This is a genomic window from Vibrio sp. B1FLJ16, from assembly GCF_905175385.1.
GTDB lineage: Bacteria > Pseudomonadota > Gammaproteobacteria > Enterobacterales > Vibrionaceae > Vibrio.
On the sequence record NZ_HG992750.1, the window covers coordinates 1,385,602 to 1,404,346 of the forward strand.

The window sequence follows — 18,745 nt, forward strand, 5'->3', positions numbered from 1 at the left end:
CGATAATACCTTTTATGTTTACCAGTTAAGTTGCGTTATCGATTCACATCACACCAAAATGTAACTTATAAATAACTTTTCACAACAAAGCCTTGAAGATAAGCATTATCGACGAAAAATAAGTTTGCATTTTTGAAATTGTCAACACATCAAAAACAACGCATTAGTCACACAAATTGTCCATTTCAGCCCTGTAAAACAGTGAATTCCACTGGATTTAATTTTCCTAGCAGAATAAGCCCTCCACCCGTAGAATCCGCCCCATAATTATTACAACCCGATTACATTACCACCACACTCCTACGCTCTACCGTAGAGGTAACAGCGGCGAGTATGGTTAGCCCCCAAAACGTGAAAGGTCCAATACAACAATGAGTCCAGAGAAATATCTCCAAGATTGGCAAACTAGCCAAACGATTGCTGAATCTATCTCCCCTCTAATTGGTAAGCTATATCGTGAAAAAGGAATCGAAGTAATTCTGTTCGGTAAAACACTTATCAATGCCACCACTATCGACATTCTCAAAGCTCACCGCGTTGCAAGACGATACACTGGAAACCCTCTTTCTCTAGAGCAAACAATGCCTATCGTTGAAGCGCTATCTGAAATGAGCATTTCTTCTTGCCGTGTTGATATTGGTCAGTTGGCAACTCAGTATTGGAATGAGCGCGAAGACACTTCTGCGCTTAACGACTTCGTGCAAACAGCGCTTGAAGGTGCACGTGACGCAGACTCTTCTCTAAAAGCTCGTGATGTTGTTCTTTACGGTTTTGGCCGTATCGGCCGACTGCTAACTCGTCTGCTTATCGAAAAGAGCGGTCCTGGTTACCCACTAAGACTGCGTGCTATCGTTGTACGTGGCGGTAAGAAAGGTGACTTAGAGAAACGTGCCAGCCTGCTTCGTCGTGATTCTGTACACGGCCAGTTCAACGGCAGCATCATCATTGATGAAGAGCGTAAAGCACTGATCGTTAATGGTAACTTCATCCAAATCATCTACGCAAACAACCCAAGCGATGTTGACTACACAGCATACGGCATTAACAACGCTCTTGTTGTAGACAACACTGGCGTTTGGCGTGATTCGGAAGGCCTGAGCCAGCACTTAGCATGTAACGGTGCCGAAAAAGTACTTCTGACAGCTCCTGGTAAAGGCGACATCAAAAACGTTGTGTTTGGTGTAAACGAATCTGTGATTCAAGAAGAAGACACCATCATCTCAGCAGCAAGCTGCACAACAAACGCAATTACACCAGTACTGAAAGCGCTGAACGATAAGTACGGTGTACTTTCAGGCCACATCGAAACGGTTCACTCATACACTAACGACCAGAACCTGATTGACAACTTCCACTCAGGTGACCGTCGTGGCCGCAGTGCCTCACTGAACATGGTTCTGACTTCAACTGGTGCAGCAAAAGCAGTAGCAAAAGCGCTGCCAGAACTTGCTGGTAAGCTGACAGGTAACGCAATCCGTGTACCTACGCCAAACGTATCAATGGCAGTAGCAAACCTGAACTTAGGTGAAGATGTTGACCGTGATTCACTAAACGAATACCTGCGTGAAATCGCGCTGAACTCAGAGCTGTCTGCACAGATCGACTACACTGACTCAACGGAAATCGTTTCAACAGATTTAGTGGGTTCTCGCCATCCTGGCGTTGTTGATGGTCAGGCGACTATCGCACAAGACAAGCGTTGTGTACTGTACATTTGGTACGACAACGAATTCGGTTACAGCTGCCAAGTAGTGCACTGTATGGAACAAATGATGGGTGTTCGTTACCAAACATTCCCTCGATAGGTGAACATTGCTCCACAACGTTAACCACATGGTGTAACGAGCGATAACTTAACATTTGTTCTTAATAATAAGCGCGAAAGCGCACTACTAATATCAATACCCCCTTTATACGCCTGAGCTCACCCTCAGGCGTTTTTTCATTTAGACGGTTTGACATTATCCAGACACAGTAAGACGTTTCGTTCATGTTTCGTTCATATTCAGAACGCTAATCTGAATACATAGACGAATTAAGAGGTCAAGATTATGAATCGGATCATCGTTACTGCACTGGCACTGATTACTGGTCTATTTGCTTTAATATTTAGCCTGCTCATGGCGATTCCATTGACCATCGCGGCACTGATAACCGGTAAGCGTATTGAGGCTCGTAAAAAGTACATGCAAAGAGAAATGCAGGAAGAGTACGAGTTTAATACCGGAAAAGCTGATGCGATAGAAGGCGAATTTGAAGAAGTGCACCGATAAAGAATTAAAATGTTTCTCGCTCCAATCCCCCTATTAGAGTAAAAAGCTCCTGAGAAACTCCTTGCTTACACCCAGCCGGTTTTACCACGCTGGGTGTTTTTTTATGTTCAAAAAAAGATATTTATATCGTTGCGACAACCCGAAGTGCCAATAGAATAAGTACTACTCCGGATAAGCGATCTATCAATACCGCTGTTGAACGAATTCGGTCAACCAACTTAGAGCTAGACAGTACGATGGTGATGAACGTATACCATAAACCATCTACGACAAATGGCGTCGCAACAATAATCATTTGATTGCTCAGTTCATTACCCAGAGCGACAAACTGGCTAAATAACGCAATAAAAAACAGGGCAATTTTAGGGCTGAGAATAGAAATGAAGAAGCCTTCTCTCGCCGATTGAATCACCGTCGTTTCTTCCCCTGATTCAAGCTTAGCCGCAACGCCCCCTTTCGAACGTAAAGCATTAAAACCTAAATACGCAAGATAAGCGGCACCCGCTAAACTGATTGCTTTAAACAAAAACGGACTTTGCTGCAGAACAACCGCCAGACCAATCAAGGTAATAAATGCGTATATACCAATACCAAACGCATGAGCCCATGCGGTCGCTAATCCATTAATTCGGCCACCAGCCAGTGCGTGCTTAGCGACAATAGCCAGACTAGGGCCAGGGGACATGGCACCCAATAAACAAACGGTAAAAAGTGATAGCCAAACTGTTAGTGTCATAGAACTCTCTCCTCCTTTGACTTAAATCTACCAAGTGAAGGGATATAAATAGAAATCAAAGTTTTTCATAAAGGTCATAACCAAAAGTCATAACCTAATGAATGGAGTATTCCGATATCTGCATCACCGCTCGTATTTGTTCTCTCACCCAGCGATGAGCAGGATCAGTGTCGTATTTAGGGTGCCACATAAGCCAGTACTCATGAGTCTGGGTTTTCATCGGCAATGGCTTGTTAACTAGCTTCCAGTGCTTAGCTAAATTGAGTGCAATATGTTCTGGCACAACCAAAAGATGCTCACTTGTGACCAATCTATTTACCGCTGCAGAAAAGAAAGGCACTTTGAATGCAATATGCCGTTCTAGACCAATCTGTTTCAACGCAAGATCGGTACTCGAATCTTTATCACCACCGCCAGTGACTTTGATATGTGAATAGCTGACTAGCTGTTCCACACTGATATTTTTTAACTTGGCTAACGGATGACTCTCCTTCATCAGGCAGACCGAAGTATCAGAACCAATATTGATACTCGAAACACCTTCCGGTTTTGAAGGGTACATTGAAGAGGCGATATGTATCCCTAGCTCGTGTAACTTATCAAGAAAGTCTGGCTGCCAGAGCCGATAAGCCATATCAAGTTGCGGCGCTAGTTCACTCAGGTGTGATGCAATATCGGGAAGTACGTACTGAGCGACATAATCACTGGAGGCAATCACCAGTTCCCCCTGCCAGTCTTGTGGCTCAAAAGGCTTGTCATCTAAAAGATGATCAAACTCAGCAAGTAATGCATCAAGCTTATCTTTTAATGCTAAGGCACGTGGTGTCGGAATCAGTTGATTACCCTGTCGGACAAGCAATGGATCACCGCATAACTCCCGAAGCTGTGCCAGTTGACGGCTTACCGCGGATTGGGTGATATGAAGCCGCTCTGCGGTTCGGCTAACATGACACTCTTCCAACAGTACATGCAGGGATCTCAACAGATTTAAATTAATGTGGTTTAACATGCTTTATCCATGTGAATGACTATACCCAGATAACCTCAGTTTCCACCTTACAAACTTATTAACGGTCGTATTGAAAAACTCGGTCAAAACCGTATGGGTCATAAGATGTCTCAGTTCAGGAAAGCGTTGAATTTGATCTCTGATTTCATTCAGGCGATTCATGTTCGGAACCTCGACAAACACCATCATGTCAGTTTCACCACTGATCGCATGGCACCATTTCACACCATCAATTTTATATAGCTCGTCGGCGTAAGATTCGCAGTAGTAAGTCGAGGTTGACTTATCAAACTTCAGAGCAAAATAAGCACAGATGGAGTCCCCTTCATTCGGAGCAATTTCTGCGTGATAACCCAAGATGACTTTGTCGTTTTCGAGTTTGCGAATACGAGCGGTTACGGCTGAACGAGATAAACTCACTTTATCAGCAATTTCTGTAACTGACAGCCGGGCATTGTGCCGGAGGAGATCAATGATCCTGTGATCAAACTTGTCCATAAACTTACCGCGTCTTCCGTGTGTTTTTCATTCTATACCGATTTTAAATACATAAGAAACCAACATTTTGTTGGAATTATTTAAAACAACCGTCATATTGACGGCGCAGTAACGCATTTTGTTTTTCAGAACTCATTTATTCTTAGAGCTCTCTTCAATTGGGATCTTCAGAGGTAGCATGGAACAGCTCAAAAAAGACATTTCTCTCGTATCCGGTATCGCCCAACTTTCTACTACTTTGATGGGAACTGGCCTATTTATGATCCCGGCCATTGCCGCAGGTATTGCAGGTCATTATTCACTTTGGGCGTGGGTATTATTATTTATTGCCATCTGCCCGATAGCTCTGACTTTTGCGCAACTAGGTAAACGTTATCCGAATGCTGGCGGTACAGCATTTTTCGTCCGCAAAGCATTTAATCCCAAACTGGAAAGCAGCGTGGCCTGGCTTTTTGTCAGCGTCATTCCCGTTGGCGTTCCTGCAGCTATTGCTCTTGCTGCTGGCTTTCTTCAACAGCTGTTACCTGAACCAATAAACAATAACTTGTTTGCTCAGGTAATGACTGTTCTGCTTCTGGTCTTTGTTAACTTACTCGGGACTAAGTCATCTGGTCGCTTGCAGACAGTTATCGCATTAAGTGTCTTCGCTCTGGTTGGCGCTTTCCTGTGGAAGGGAGAGATAAACAATGCGGATCTTATAATGCCTGACATCACAGCAGACTCAGTTTGGCCGATAACCGCGGCACTGGGTGTGATGTTTTGGTGTTTTGTCGGTATTGAGGCCTTTGCTCATATGGGCGAAGAATTTAAGAATCCGCAGCGAGATTTTCCGATAGCCATTATTGTCGGCTGCTTTGTCGCAGGAGTGACTTATTGGGCTTGTTCAGTGGTTATCCTAAAGTTTGGTGCTTATGGCACCCCCCAGTTTGATAACGCTTCTATCCCCTGGTTAAGCGCCCAACTGTTGGGAGACAGCGCTAAATGGATTATCAGTGTGATTGGTTTTTCCGCGTGTTTTGCCAGTGTGAATCTGTATACACAAAGTCTGTCTCGAATGGTATGGAGCCAGGCTCGTGAACACAGGCCGGATAGTAAGCTCGCGAAAATCTCCCGTCGAGGCGTCCCTTCGTCGGCAACATTACTGGTTGGTTTCGTCTTATTGATATCATGCGTGATAGGAACTCTTTCACAGCTTGATTTGGAGTTTTTCCTCAAGCTCGCTAACAGCATTTTTGTGCTGGTTTATCTCCTCGCTATGCTGTCGGCGTTTAAACTGTTGCGTGGAGTTGGTAAGGTGCTGGCAGGTGTATCTTTACTACTTTGCACGGGCGTGTTTATTTGCCTGGGCTGGTCTATGTTATACGCGATCACGATTTTCGCCTTACTTTCCTTTCCTTGGAAGCAATGGAGGCAAAAGCGGCCTGCTCGCGCGATAGAATAGCAGCCCTAAAACAACTCAGATAAGCGTTTTATATGAGAATCTATATCCTTTAACGAGACATTACCATAGCCGAGAACAGCGCCGTTCCAATCACGATGCTTAAAGTCAGGGTGCTCATAATAACTTAACGGACGTAATACGATGCCTTCAGCGGCAGCGCGTTGCGTCCATGCTTGTTCATCAATACCCGAACACCATTTCAGTGTGATGTGCAACCCTGCCGCCTGACTGATTACGCTGACTTTCTCTCCCAAGTGCTTGCCAATTGAGAGACTCATTTGTTCATGTTTGGCTTTGTACACACGGCGCATCTTGCGGATGTGACGTAGCAACCCGCCCTCACTAATAAAATCCGCCATTGCTTCTTGTACATGACTGGGCGAATCTCCGCTTAGCGCATCCTTAACCATCAGACACGATTCTACCAACGATTCCGGAACAACGAGGTAACCGAGCCTCAATCCGTTAAACATGACTTTACTGAAAGAGCCGATGTAAAGAACGCGATCATCACGCCCCATCTGCGCGGCTAGTCCCTGAAGACTGGTATATGGACGATGTGCAAACTGGAACTCACTGTCGTAATCATCTTCTAAAATCCAGGACGAGGTCTGTTCCGCCCAGTCGATAATTTTCCCTCTTTGCTCGGTATTCAGGGTGGTACCCATCGGATACTGGTTACTTGGCGTAATGTAAAGTGCATCAGCATCACTGCTAGTCACAGTGTTCACATCAAATCCAGTCTTTTCCTGAACAAGCAACGGCTCAAACTGATACTGCTGAAACTGGATCAACTTGCGCATTTGCGCGTAGCCGGGCTGTTCCATCAGTACTTTGCTGCCTCGGTTTAACGTGGTCATTGTCGCAATGCTCAACGCTTGTTGGGCGCCAGAGGTAATGATAATTCGGTTAGGGGTACAGTTTACTGAACGACTGGAAGCTAAATAATCAGACAGAGCACAACGCAGTGCCCAACTTCCCTGTATATCCTGATTGCCAAGCAGCGATGCTCTCGTTAAATGGCGGTTGAGATACTTTTGCCACATAACACCAGGAAACAGAGCCAAATCAGGGACTCCCGGAGCAAACGCGGAGTTCATATCATGCTTACTGACTGGTGTTTTAGATGTTTTGACGGACACCTTCTCAGGCAAGTATTGTTCAGGCAATTCCACAGCAACATAAAAGCCAGAACCTTTCCGGCTTATTAAATACCCCTCGGCCACTAGTTGTTCGTACGCCAAAATTACCGTGTTTCGACTTATGTTCAGTTCATGAGACAGCTTACGAGTGGAGGGTAATTTGCCATTTATAGGCCAAAGACCTTTGACGATCTTCTCCCGAATCGCAAAGAAAACCGATTGCTGCAGAGTCCCGGACTCCGAGTTTACACATAAATCACCCACATCAATCAACAAACCGGATCCATCCTTTGTTTAAAACTGGCTCTCTTTAAACTACCAGTTAGGCGATAGATTGCAATTCAACACTAATAAAAATTGAATTAAGTCCCAGCATTGGGGTGACGCCAAGGAGAGCAGCAATGTTATCAAACACGAAAAGAACTCAAATTAAGAAAGGGGCTCACAAAGCCGTCACTGAGGTTGAAAAGCTACACTCGATTATCGATGAAAGTTTAATAGCGCATATTGCAATCACCAATGAGTCGGGCCCTGTCGTGATCCCGATGCTCGCGTGGCGTGTGGGTGAGTTTGTCTATATTCATGGTGCAAACAACAGCCGCTTACTCCGCTCACTCAAACAAGGTCAGCAAAGCTGCCTAACATTCACATTGTTTGATGGATGGGTAATGGCTCGTTCAGCATTCCACCATAGCGCTCATTACCGAAGCGCTGTTGTGTTTGGTCAGTTTGAGGAAGTACCGGACAACAATGAAAAGGATCGCTTGCTGAATCACTTTGTAGAGCAAATCGCTCCGGGCAGAACAGAACAAATCAGACTGAGTAATGAAAAAGAGCTGAATGCGACTCTGTTGCTGAGAATCTCACTGCAAGAGGCTTCTGTAAAAATCAGTAACTCCGACGTAAAAGATGACGCTGAAGATATGGATATACCAGTATGGGCAGGCATACTTCCGTACCGAACCGTGGTTGGTCCGCTACAAGCAAGTCATGATCTGTATGAAGGTATTACAACACCAGATTACAGCAGCGCTTACCCGACTCGTTGGTATAACAATGAGAGTCTGGACTAAACACTAAGCACACTGAGCCGCCTTAAATGTAAGTATTGAACTCGTAAACCACCAGCACTACTGGTGGTTTTCTTTGTCAGTGTATCTAATCGCACCGTTTTCCCGTATAACAGAAATCGCTAAATGGCTTCATAAAACAGCGTTCAATGCCAGTTTGGATACCATACTAATCGTAGTGAGTAACGGGAGACTCTCAATGTCGGACAAAGAAAGAAACTTACCCACACATCGCATTTCTAGATTCGGTAAATTTGCCTCGCTAGCAACAAGAGTTGCAGGGAATGTCCTTGCAGAAGGCACAAAGCAACTTGTTAAAGGCAATAAACCTAAAGCAAAAGACCTCCTATTAACTCCGCAAAACGTTACCAGGCTAACCGACCAGCTTGCTCACCTGCGTGGTGCCGCGATGAAACTCGGCCAAATGATATCAATGGATACGGGTGATATTCTTGACCCTGAACTGGCAGACATTCTTTCAAGGCTCAGATCCAACGCCGATCCCATGCCAGCAAAACAATTAAATAGTGTGCTGGAAAATGCACTGGGTTCAAACTGGAAAGCGGAATTTCTCGCGTTTAACTTTAAGCCTATCGCCAGTGCTTCTATCGGTCAGGTTCATCAGGCATACAGTGATGCAGGGGATAAGCTTGCAGTAAAAGTCCAATACCCCGGCATTCGTAAGAGCATCAACAGTGACGTCGACAATGTCGGCACACTGCTTAAAGTGGTCGGTTTGATACCAGAATCCGTAGACTATAAAGGATTACTAGAAGAGGCGAAAAAGCAGCTGCACGACGAGGCTGACTACGAGCGCGAAGCACAATTTGCTATGCGTTATTACGAGGCATTAAAAGACAATCCTCATTTCGTTGTACCAAAAATCCATTTTGAAAGTTCATCGCAATCTGTTTTGGCAATGGAGTTCATCGAAGGTAACTCCGTAGATACCATCATAAATTATGATCAAAGCACACGTGATTTCGTCATGCATAATTTGCTTCAACTACTATTCCGTGAACTGTTTGAGTTTAAAATGGTTCAGACGGATCCAAACTTTGCTAACTATATCTATCTTGAAGAGACCAAACAGATTGGCCTGTTAGATTTTGGAGCGACCCGAGAATACAGCGAACGATTTAGTTCTGGTTATCGCCTGGCTTTCTCTTCTGTCATTAACCAGGATGAAAACGGGCTGAATGACGCCTTGCAGCAAATAGGTTTTTTCAGCCAGACAATAATACCTGAGCAGCGACAAGCAATTCTGGACCTGGTGAAAATGGCGTGTGAGCCTATGTTAGTTGACGAAGCCTATGATTTTAAAGCCAGCGGCCTTGCGCAGAGGTTGCGAGATGCGGGTAAAATACTCAGTATGGAACAAGATTACTGGCACACTCCACCGGCAGATGCCATTTTTCTCCACCGTAAAATAGCTGGTATGTACTTACTTGCTGCCCGAATTGATGCCAAAGTGAACATTCGCAATCTTGTTTTGCCCTATCTCAAGATCAATAACGACTAGCCTATTGTTTTTCTTTTGCTTTCGCGTAGTTTGAATACATATATATACCCAAGTGACTTCAAGATGCAGGATTCAGAGCACTGTCACTGATTCAAGTTCAAGGAAAGCAACGCAGCGGAATAGCGAGCTATTTCCAAGTTGTTTGACGATGAAATTGTGCCAGTGACATGCTCCCAAGGGGCGAGTTGCCTTGGCTTACATACTTCGTTAACGATTTTTGATTTAGAACCACTAGATCATCAAATCGTTGCCTCGTCTGTAAGCCAAGTCATTCTCGCTGAACCAAGCATCTTGAGGTTACTTGGGTATATTGCCCGAATGTTCATATTCACTATTGTTGATAGAATGATTCGAGAGCAATGAACACATTTTTATTTTCCATTAAAACGAACAAATATCGGGGTGCTCGGTGAGCAAGTTTCAAGATCTCTCCACTCTAATACAACAAATTGGACAAGCCGAAGAAGCGGATCAAGTCACAACGCTCAACGAGTCTATTGAAGCAGGTCTGGAACCCGGTGCGATAGCTTTGATACTAGAAGCGTTCACCATTAATGATCGTGTCCGGTTATGGAGAGCCTTACCACTAGAGCTGCATATTGATGTATTGACTGAAATGCGTGCTGATGTGCGCTTTTCTATCATTAATGCATTATCCGAAGTCGAGTTAAAACTCACCCTTGCGAAACTGGATAACCTTTCACTGATCGAGTGGGCAGATTCTCTGCCGGAAGAGATCATTAATGAAGCGCTATCACTGATCGAAAAAGACGAGTTGGAGCTTTACGATCTTGCTAACGCTTATGAAGATGAAGAGATTGGTCGTTGGGCTGAACGTAAGATCATCACCCTACCATTCAACATTACAGTAGGCACTGCGAAGCTACTGATGGATCGCTACAGTTATGACACACCTCAGCAAGTCTATTTAATTAACCGAAACAAACAGTTCCGTGGTGCAGTTAACTATTACGAAATACTGCGCAGTGACTCTAATACTCGCCTAAAAAGCTTGGCGATTGAAACGGTCACCATCGTTGACAGTAAGATGTCTTTACCGGAAGCCGTAGAAGCATTGGAGCACAGCGCACTCTCAGCTTTACCAGTTACGGACGCGGATCAGACTTTAATCGGCGAAGTAGACTGGCAATTTGCTCTACGTACCCAGCGTGAAATTTATGAAGCACGATTAATGGCGGGTACAGGTATGGACGAAGGCGATGATTTATTCGCACCTGTAATGAAAAGCTCCCAGAAACGAGGGGTTTGGCTCGGTATTAACTTACTTACTGCGATATTAGCCTCAATCACCATTGGCCTTTTCGAAGATGTCATAGCTCAGGTGGTCGCACTCGCAGTGTTGATGCCAATAGTTGCCTCTATGGGAGGCATTGCCGGTAGCCAGACTCTCACACTGATGATCCGGGCAATGGCACTTAACCAGATCACACCAGGAAACCGGTTCAAGCTATTAAAAAATGAACTCGGTATCGGATCTTTAAACGGTATTGCCTGGGCCCTCATCATTGGAGGATTGGCCGGGGTATGGTTCCAGTCACCAATCCTTGGCGGCACCATCGCTCTGGCAATCGTGGTCAACATCATCACCGCAGCACTGTTTGGTGTTTTGATTCCCATCATTTTGGATAAGCTGGAACTGGATCCGGCGCTTGCCGGCTCAGTGATTTTGACGACTGTTACAGATGTTGTAGGCTTTTTTGCCTTTTTAGGTACTGCTAGCCTAGTGTTATTGTAATCATTTAATAGTAATTAATTGATCAGTCACTAGCATAATAATGAAAAATTGCAAATCGCAGTTGCAAATTGCAAGTATTAACGAGTTTTAAACAACGTACCTCGCCAAAACTACGGTATTACGTGGATTTAAAAGTTGGCACACAAGCTGCTATATATCAACCGACCCTTCTTAAGCCGAGGGTCACCTAGCCAACTGACGTTGTTAGTGGACTCGATTTTGTTCACATATATATAAGCCAATCGCACTATTTGCGGTTGGCTATTTTTTATATACCACCTCACCTTCTCCTGTCGTCAAACATTCGAAAACTTGTTTACTATAGCCACGCACTCGGGCTTATTCGGGTATAAGTCTCAATAACACCATCGCCTTTGGAAATTCGTCACTGTGTTGGGCATAATTTTCACAATTCCCAACATTAAGTATTACCCATGACCTCATTAAGCCAAGCTGAACCGCTATTTCTGGAATTTATGCAGCAAGAGATGCAAGTCGATGCCGCTCACGACCTTAGCCACATCAAGCGTGTTGCCAAAACCGCGAAGAAGCTTGCTGAGCAAGAAGGGGCTCAGTTAGAGGTTGTACTACCCGCGGCCTATCTGCATGACTGTTTCACTTATCCCAAAGATCATCCCAACAGAAAGAAAAGTTCGGTAATTGCAGCGACAAAGGCTATCGCCTTTTTAGAGAGTATTGATTATCCGCAGCACTACCATGACGCTATTGCTCATGCGATAGAAGCGCACAGCTACAGTGCCGGAATTCGCCCTGACACATTAGAAGCGCAAGTGGTTCAGGATGCCGATCGCTTGGATGCATTAGGTGCGATAGGCGTGACCCGCTGTATTCAGGTCAGTACCCAGTTCGATGCAAAACTCTACGATCACCAAGATATGTTTGCCGAACAGCGCGATCTGGATGACAAGCAATATACGCTTGATCATTTTCAGACCAAATTGTTCAAAATTGTGGAAACAATGAATACGGAATCGGCCCGTCAAGAAGCACGACAGCGCAAGGTGTTCATGCAGGCTTATTTGAGTCAACTGCGTGATGAGGTAACTGAGTAAATGTCTGAAAGCTATGCCTTGATTAAAGAACTGAAACGTCAGTTAAAACTCTCAGGACTGCACTATGTCGACGTTGCGCAGCATCTTGAGGTCAGCGAAGGGACAGTGAAAAGACTACTCGCTGAAGGGCACCAAATTAGCCTCGAACGCCTTGAACGTATCTGCCAGCTTATTGGTTTAGAAATGGCAGAACTGTTTAAACTCGCCGCTTCACATAACAAAGGCCTAGAATCACTCACTCTGGAACAAGAAAAGCACCTGATTGAAGACAAAGCTCTGTTACTGGTTGCTGTCTGTGTCTTAAACGGTTATCAGTTTGAGCAAATCATTGAGCAATACACCTTTTGCGAATCAGAGCTGGTACAGAAACTGGCCCAGTTAGACCATCTTAATATTATTGATTTACTGCCCGGCAATAAACTCCGCTTGCGGGTTTCTCCAACGTTTCAATGGCAAACCGGCGGCCCGATTCAGCGCTTTTTTCAACAGCAGGTACAGGAAGCCTTCTTCCAGAGCTACTTCTCCGCAGAGGATGAAAAACTGTCCATGGCGACGGGCTTAATGAGTATTCCAACCAACAAAAAACTCCAACACAAACTGCAAAAAGTGATCGACGACTTCTATCAAGCCTGCCAAAGTGACAACTCTCTGGAAATGCGTGAAAAACATGGTACTTCTTTAGTTATCGCGATGCGCAGATGGACATTTCCTCTCTTTGAACCATGGGAACGTGCACCGAATAAAAAGTAACATTTTAAGCAACCTAAGATCCGGTAAGTTGCAATAATCGCCACCTTAAGTCTCATATAATGTGACTTTTGATATAAAGCTGGTGTATCTGCTAACAAGGCATAAAGTGCTCACATCTTTTGACTTTTTTCCTTTGGTGCCAGCATGTTCTTCTCTAAACGCTTTTTCCCTTATTTTGTCACGCAATGCCTTGGGGCGCTGAATGACAACGTCTATAAAAACATACTCTTATTAATGGTCACCTACAGTCTGGTTGATTCACTGCCTGTATCCACCAGTTTGTTTGTTAACCTCGCAGCAGGTCTGTTTATTCTGCCCTTCTTCCTGTTTTCAGCTCATGCTGGCGCAATCGCGGACAGTGTGGACAAAGCAAAGCTTATTCGTCGTTTAAAGCTGATTGAACTGCTGATCATGGCCTGTGCTGCTGCCGCTATCCTGACGCAAAATGCCATCTTGATGCTGGTGCTGCTTTTTTTAACCGGAACACAATCGGCTTACTTCGGCCCTGTAAAATACGCTTTGCTTCCGCAGGCTTTGAAAGCAAGTGAACTAATAAAAGGTAACGCATGGGTCGAGATAGGCACCTTTCTTTCTATTTTGATTGGCACATTATCGGCGGGAATCTTATTTGCGGTTCCAAATGGCACTCTCATCGCATCATGCCTTGTCATCGTCTTATCACTAGCAGGCTTCATCAGTAGTTTAAATATTCCCGCGTTACCGGGCCGCTCAAAACATAAAGTTAAGTTCGAGCCAATCAACGGCCTTAAAAAAACTCTGGCAGTCGCACAGAAACAACAGGGAGTTTGGATGTCGATTTTAGCGATCAGCTGGTTCTGGTTTATGGGGGCGACCTACCTGACGCAGTTCCCTAATTTCGCTCGCGAACATCTGTTTGCCGACAGCACCGTCGTATCTTTGTTACTCGCACTATTTTCAATTGGAATTGCCTCCGGCTCGTGGCTATGTGAAAAGCTCTCTTTTGATCATGTTGAACTCGGTATTCTGCCATTTGGTATCCTTGGCTTAACCATCTTTGGCGTAGACCTGTTGTGGGCGGTACCGTCATACGACACCTTGCCGAACCAGTACTATGACGTACAAAGTTTCGTCTCTGATTCCAAACACTACCGCGTCATGATGGATCTGTTCTTTACCGGATTAAGCGGCGGTGTATTTATCGTGCCCCTGTACGCATTTATTCAGTCTCGCGCTAAAGCAGAGGTATGTGCACGTTCTATCGCTGCCAATAACATCATGAATGCCTTGTTCATGGTCGTGTCAGCCTTGGTATCAATATTCGTACTCAGTGTTCTAGAACGTTCTGTTCTTGAGCTGTTCGCTATCGTAGCGATCGGGAATTTCTTAGTCGCGATGTATGTTTACCGCCAGGTTCCAGAGTTTACTCAACGCTTTATCAGCTACTTACTGAGTCATTGCCTGTATCGGGTATCGGTTGACGGACGCCAGCATATCCCGGAAAAAGGTGCAGCGTTGATCGTCGCAAATCATGTCAGTTATGTAGATGCGCTTATCCTGATGGGCACCTCGACCCGACCGGTACGTTTTGTGATGGATAAGTCCATCAGCGAACTGCCAGTATTTAAATATATCTTTCGCCACGCGGGTGTCATTCCCATTTGCTCTCCGCGTAAGTGTGCAGACACTTACAAAAAAGCCTTTGAACAAATAGAGCAAGCTTTAAACAACGAAGAGATTGTGTGTATTTTCCCAGAGGGTCGACTGACGTCTGACGGTAAGCTAGGTGAGTTTCGACCTGGGGTGGAAAAAATTCTCCAACGAACACCAGTGCCAGTTATCCCGATGGCGCTGCAAGGACTGTGGGGGTCATTTTTTAGCCATAAAGGTGGGCATGCACTCACCACCTTACCGAAGCGATTTTGGTCTAAAGTCCAGGTAAACATTGGCGAAGTGATCAGCCCTGTTTCTTTAGACCGCCATATGCTGCAGCAAGAGGTGCAAGGTTTATTAATAAATCACAAGTAGTTACGCCCAAATTAGAGTAGGATGACTAATGTATATTTACCAGAACCCAAGGTTAGTACGCCCTGTTACATCAATGGAGATAATATGAAAATCATCATTTTACATGGTCTTTATATGCATGGTCTGGTCATGCAACCTCTTAGCCAAAAGCTGCGTAAACTGGGCTACGAAACCCAAGTGTTGAGTTACAACACTTTATCTATCAATGAAGAAGCGCTTTTCAACTCAATAGATCATGCACTCAATCCGCTTACCACAAATGTGTTGGTGGGGCACAGCTTAGGCGGCTTGATGATAAAACGCTATCTGGCGAACAGAAAGCCATCGACAAACCTGGTTTCTCACGTTATTGCCATTGGTTCGCCTCTGAAAGGAGCTTCAATAGTATCCCGCATTCAAGATCTTGGATTGGGGGCGATTTTGGGTAATTCTCCGCATCACGGATTGAATAAACACGACGACGTCTGGGAGTTTCCGCAAAAACTCGGTAGTATCGCAGGCACACTCCCTATCGGTGCTCGTCCGTTGTTAATTCGCGATGGGAATACCTTATCCGATGGTACGGTTACCGTCGACGAAACTCGTCTGGAAGGGATGCAGGACCATATTGAAGCCAAGCAAACTCATACTAGCCTAATCTACAATACCTACGTTCCTGAACAGATTGATCACTTCATTCGCACCGACTTTTTTCGTCGGTAGCACAAAATTAACTAATAAAAGCTCAATCGACTTCCCAAAATATTGTTAACTCAGTACTATCTTTACGCCAATCTTCTTAACACAAGAGGTTTGGCGTCATTTTAATTGTTCTCAGGGCGGGGCGAAATTCCCCACCGGCGGTATACTCTTTAGAGTGAGCCCGCGAGCGCTCGATTCGTCGAGGTCAGCAGATCTGGTGAGATGCCAGAGCCGACGGTTATAGTCCGGATGAAAGAGAATAAGAAGACACCAGTCAATCTATCTCATAATGTTGAGGTGATTCTGGTGCATTTCTTTATAGTCGCGTTTTATGGCGACCTCTCATACCGCCCTGATTCTGGTCATATTTTAGGAGTTAACCATGAATCAGTCATCTCTACTTGCCGAGTTCGGCGACCCAATTACTCGTGTTGAAAACGCACTAACTGCGCTGCAAGAAGGCCGTGGTGTCCTTCTGCTTGATGATGAAGATCGTGAAAACGAAGGCGACATTATTTACTCAGTTGAGCACCTGACTAACGAACAAATGGCGCTTATGATCCGCGAATGCAGTGGTATTGTGTGCCTTTGTCTTACAGACACTCAGGCAGACAAACTTGAGCTGCCGCCTATGGTAGTAGACAACAATAGTGCAAACCAAACTGCCTTTACCGTTTCAATCGAAGCTAAAGTTGGCGTAACTACAGGTGTATCTGCCGCTGATCGCGTAACGACAATCAAAACCGCAGCTAACCCACATGCGAAACCAGAAGACCTTGCTCGTCCGGGGCACGTATTTCCACTGCGCGCACGCCCGGGTGGCGTGATGACCCGCCGTGGTCATACAGAAGGTACCGTCGATTTAATGCAAATGGCCGGGCTTCAGCCTGCTGGCGTACTATGTGAAGTGACTAATCCTGACGGCACTATGGCGAAAACACCTGAACTGGTTGCCTTCGGCCGCCTGCACAACATGCCTGTGCTAACGATTGAAGACATGGTCGCTTACCGCAACCAGTTTGATTTGAAGCTGGCGTAAAACTTACCCTCTTTGCTCTCAGGCCGCACATTATACCAATCTACACAAGTATCTGATCATGATTGCTGGATAAAATCACTGATAGCTGCGTTATAGATTTTGCAATTAGAATAACTAGTTACTTCAATCTATGCCTTGCTCTAAGTGATTTTTTCTTCGCAATAAATTGATCATTTACTTATCCAGATTGGTATTCGCGCGGCTTTTTTGATCGATGTTTGTTTAACTGAGTAACACTATACTGAGTTAATAAACGGGGAGAACGGCTCATGAATGGAATAATCAAGCACTTCATCGCTATCGGGTTCTTAAGCCTTAGTTCGTGCGCTTTCGCTTCGGGCTGCCCTGATATCCTTCAAGGCAAACAAAGACTGTTGAACTCATCCGAAGAAATTGATTTGTGTGAGAGTTTTAAAGGCAAAACCTTACTTGTCGTCAATACCGCTAGCCAATGTGGATTTACACCGCAATTTGAACAATTAGAAGCGCTGTACCAAACATACAAAGATAAAAACTTCACAGTGGTTGGTTTTCCGAGTAATGATTTTAAACAAGACAAAGGAACAGAGGAAAACTCAGCAAAAATCTGTTATCTCGATTACGGCGTCACCTTTCCCATGATGGCAAGAAGTTCCGTAACAGGTGCCAGTGCGAACCCCGTATTCAGCGAAATAAGCCAACAGGCCGGAGTTTCTCCGAGATGGAACTTCTACAAGTTTCTCATCGATAAAGAAGGCAATGTCATCGCAACATTTCCGAGCTCAACCTCTCCGACAAGCACTACGCTTACTGATATGATTGAACAACATTTGTAGGAGTGGAGCTATGGTCACTACGCGCGTAACCATGTTGCGTCTGGGCTATCTGGGATTGCTACCATTCCTGTTCAGTTTGTTGCTGCTCTTTTTCGACACAACCCTATTCAATTTAAACGGCCATCAATTCTTTATTGCTTATAGCGCTGTTATCTTAAGCTTTTTATCCGGCGTCTTATGGGGCAATGGGATTGATCATTATTACCATCGTTTAAGCCGTAATATTTTAGTGCTGAGTAACCTCTTCGTTTTACTCGCCTGGGGAGCCCTGCTTCAGGGATACACTCATTACATAACGGCCACATTACTCTTGGCCTCGGGTTACATCGCCGTCTGGTACGCTGAAAAACTGATTAGAAAAGTTGAGCAAGAAGTCGATCCCAAAGGCTATCAGCTAATGAGGGGGAAACTCACGTGCGGCGTGCTGATTATGCACTTCATCGCCTTATTTGCTTAGGCAGTACCCATGAATTCAGCGTACTCAGAACGCCTAGAGACGACTCATCATTCCCTAATTTGCCTTAAAGGGGCTGATAAAACTTGAAATTAATATGCAACCTTTGCAATATTTAGATTAGTTTTCTTACAAACAGGGATAGATCAATGCTTAAAAAAAGATTTTTTAAAACTAAAGATGAAGTCGAAGTCACCTTTGAACTCGATAAAGAACAGCGCGAATCAATACAGATCGCCGGTGACTTTAATAATTGGCAACCAGAGCCAATGAAACTGGTAAAAGGAAGTGGACAATTTAAGTTCAAAACCCGGTTACCAAAGGAACAAAACATTGAGTTTCGTTACTTACTTGATGAAGCGGAATGGGAAAACGACCCTCAGGCCGATAGCTATGTTCCTAACGGCTTTGGCAGTGATAACAGCGTCGTCTGTACACGCGAATAACCAAAACACATTTAACCTTATTTTGTACTTGGG

At 44.8% G+C, this 18,745-nt stretch carries 18 protein-coding genes and 1 riboswitch; of the genes, 14 read left to right on the forward strand and 4 right to left on the reverse strand.

What is annotated here, in order from left to right:
* Positions 1-371 precede the first annotated feature (371 nt).
* Positions 372-1,805 carry a glyceraldehyde-3-phosphate dehydrogenase gene (locus tag KHN79_RS20155; protein ID WP_182008928.1) on the forward strand — a complete coding sequence of 478 codons (1,434 nt, stop codon included), beginning with the start codon at positions 372-374 and terminating at the stop codon, positions 1,803-1,805.
* Positions 1,806-2,051: 246 nt separating this feature from the next.
* Entirely contained in the window at positions 2,052-2,273 is a 222-nt protein-coding gene (locus tag KHN79_RS20160) for a hypothetical protein (protein ID WP_182008927.1), read from the forward strand.
* A gap of 121 nt (positions 2,274-2,394) precedes the next feature.
* Here the strand turns inward: KHN79_RS20160 and KHN79_RS20165 are convergent, their stop codons facing one another.
* The 3 genes from KHN79_RS20165 to KHN79_RS20175 form a co-directional block, all read right to left on the reverse strand.
* Positions 2,395-3,009, reverse strand: coding sequence for a LysE family translocator (locus KHN79_RS20165; RefSeq protein WP_182008926.1), 615 nt, complete (start codon positions 3,007-3,009; stop codon positions 2,395-2,397).
* A gap of 94 nt (positions 3,010-3,103) precedes the next feature.
* Complete coding sequence (locus KHN79_RS20170) at positions 3,104-4,018, reverse strand: LysR family transcriptional regulator (protein WP_182008925.1); 915 nt, start codon at positions 4,016-4,018, stop codon at positions 3,104-3,106.
* Between the two features lie 3 nt (positions 4,019-4,021).
* On the reverse strand, positions 4,022-4,516 hold the full coding sequence (locus KHN79_RS20175) for an Lrp/AsnC family transcriptional regulator (RefSeq protein WP_182008924.1): 495 nt from the start codon (positions 4,514-4,516) through the stop codon (positions 4,022-4,024).
* Positions 4,517-4,694: 178 nt separating this feature from the next.
* On the opposite strand from KHN79_RS20175, the gene yjeH reads away from it, so the two are divergent.
* Entirely contained in the window at positions 4,695-5,957 is a 1,263-nt protein-coding gene (gene yjeH / locus KHN79_RS20180) for an L-methionine/branched-chain amino acid transporter (RefSeq protein WP_182008923.1), read from the forward strand.
* Between the two features lie 5 nt (positions 5,958-5,962).
* Here yjeH and KHN79_RS20185 read toward each other — a convergent pair whose 3' ends face one another.
* The gene (locus KHN79_RS20185) at positions 5,963-7,372 is read right to left on the reverse strand and encodes a PLP-dependent aminotransferase family protein (RefSeq protein WP_182009396.1); all 1,410 of its coding nucleotides are present in this window, start codon (positions 7,370-7,372) and stop codon (positions 5,963-5,965) included.
* A gap of 128 nt (positions 7,373-7,500) precedes the next feature.
* Here KHN79_RS20185 and KHN79_RS20190 point away from each other — a divergent pair, with 128 nt between their 5' ends.
* From KHN79_RS20190 to KHN79_RS20240, 11 genes are all read left to right on the forward strand, one after another.
* Positions 7,501-8,172: a pyridoxamine 5'-phosphate oxidase family protein gene (locus tag KHN79_RS20190; protein WP_182008922.1), complete on the forward strand. Its 672-nt coding sequence runs from the start codon at positions 7,501-7,503 to the stop codon at positions 8,170-8,172.
* A 196-nt stretch (positions 8,173-8,368) separates the two neighbouring features.
* Positions 8,369-9,691 (forward strand): AarF/ABC1/UbiB kinase family protein, encoded by a 1,323-nt coding sequence (locus KHN79_RS20195; protein WP_182008921.1) that lies wholly within the window; start codon positions 8,369-8,371, stop codon positions 9,689-9,691.
* Positions 9,692-10,100: 409 nt separating this feature from the next.
* A complete protein-coding gene (locus KHN79_RS20200) occupies positions 10,101-11,447 on the forward strand; it encodes a magnesium transporter (protein WP_182008920.1) in 1,347 nt (448 codons plus the stop codon).
* Positions 11,448-11,881: 434 nt separating this feature from the next.
* Complete coding sequence (locus KHN79_RS20205; RefSeq protein ID WP_182008919.1) at positions 11,882-12,520, forward strand: HD domain-containing protein; 639 nt, start codon at positions 11,882-11,884, stop codon at positions 12,518-12,520.
* On the forward strand, positions 12,521-13,270 hold the full coding sequence (locus KHN79_RS20210; RefSeq protein WP_182008918.1) for a helix-turn-helix transcriptional regulator: 750 nt from the start codon (positions 12,521-12,523) through the stop codon (positions 13,268-13,270).
* Between the two features lie 144 nt (positions 13,271-13,414).
* Positions 13,415-15,277 carry an MFS transporter gene (locus KHN79_RS20215; protein WP_182008917.1) on the forward strand — a complete coding sequence of 621 codons (1,863 nt, stop codon included), beginning with the start codon at positions 13,415-13,417 and terminating at the stop codon, positions 15,275-15,277.
* Between the two features lie 84 nt (positions 15,278-15,361).
* The gene (locus tag KHN79_RS20220) at positions 15,362-15,979 is read left to right on the forward strand and encodes a triacylglycerol lipase (protein ID WP_182008916.1); all 618 of its coding nucleotides are present in this window, start codon (positions 15,362-15,364) and stop codon (positions 15,977-15,979) included.
* Between the two features lie 103 nt (positions 15,980-16,082).
* A riboswitch (FMN riboswitch) is annotated at positions 16,083-16,223 on the forward strand.
* 117 nt (positions 16,224-16,340) lie between these two features.
* The gene (ribB, locus tag KHN79_RS20225; RefSeq protein ID WP_182008915.1) at positions 16,341-16,997 is read left to right on the forward strand and encodes a 3,4-dihydroxy-2-butanone-4-phosphate synthase; all 657 of its coding nucleotides are present in this window, start codon (positions 16,341-16,343) and stop codon (positions 16,995-16,997) included.
* A gap of 269 nt (positions 16,998-17,266) precedes the next feature.
* Positions 17,267-17,812, forward strand: coding sequence for a glutathione peroxidase (locus KHN79_RS20230; protein WP_182008914.1), 546 nt, complete (start codon positions 17,267-17,269; stop codon positions 17,810-17,812).
* Positions 17,813-17,822: 10 nt separating this feature from the next.
* Positions 17,823-18,269, forward strand: coding sequence for a DUF3429 domain-containing protein (locus KHN79_RS20235; RefSeq protein WP_182008913.1), 447 nt, complete (start codon positions 17,823-17,825; stop codon positions 18,267-18,269).
* Positions 18,270-18,415: 146 nt separating this feature from the next.
* Entirely contained in the window at positions 18,416-18,712 is a 297-nt protein-coding gene (locus tag KHN79_RS20240; protein WP_182008912.1) for an isoamylase early set domain-containing protein, read from the forward strand.
* Positions 18,713-18,745: the final 33 nt, after the last annotated feature.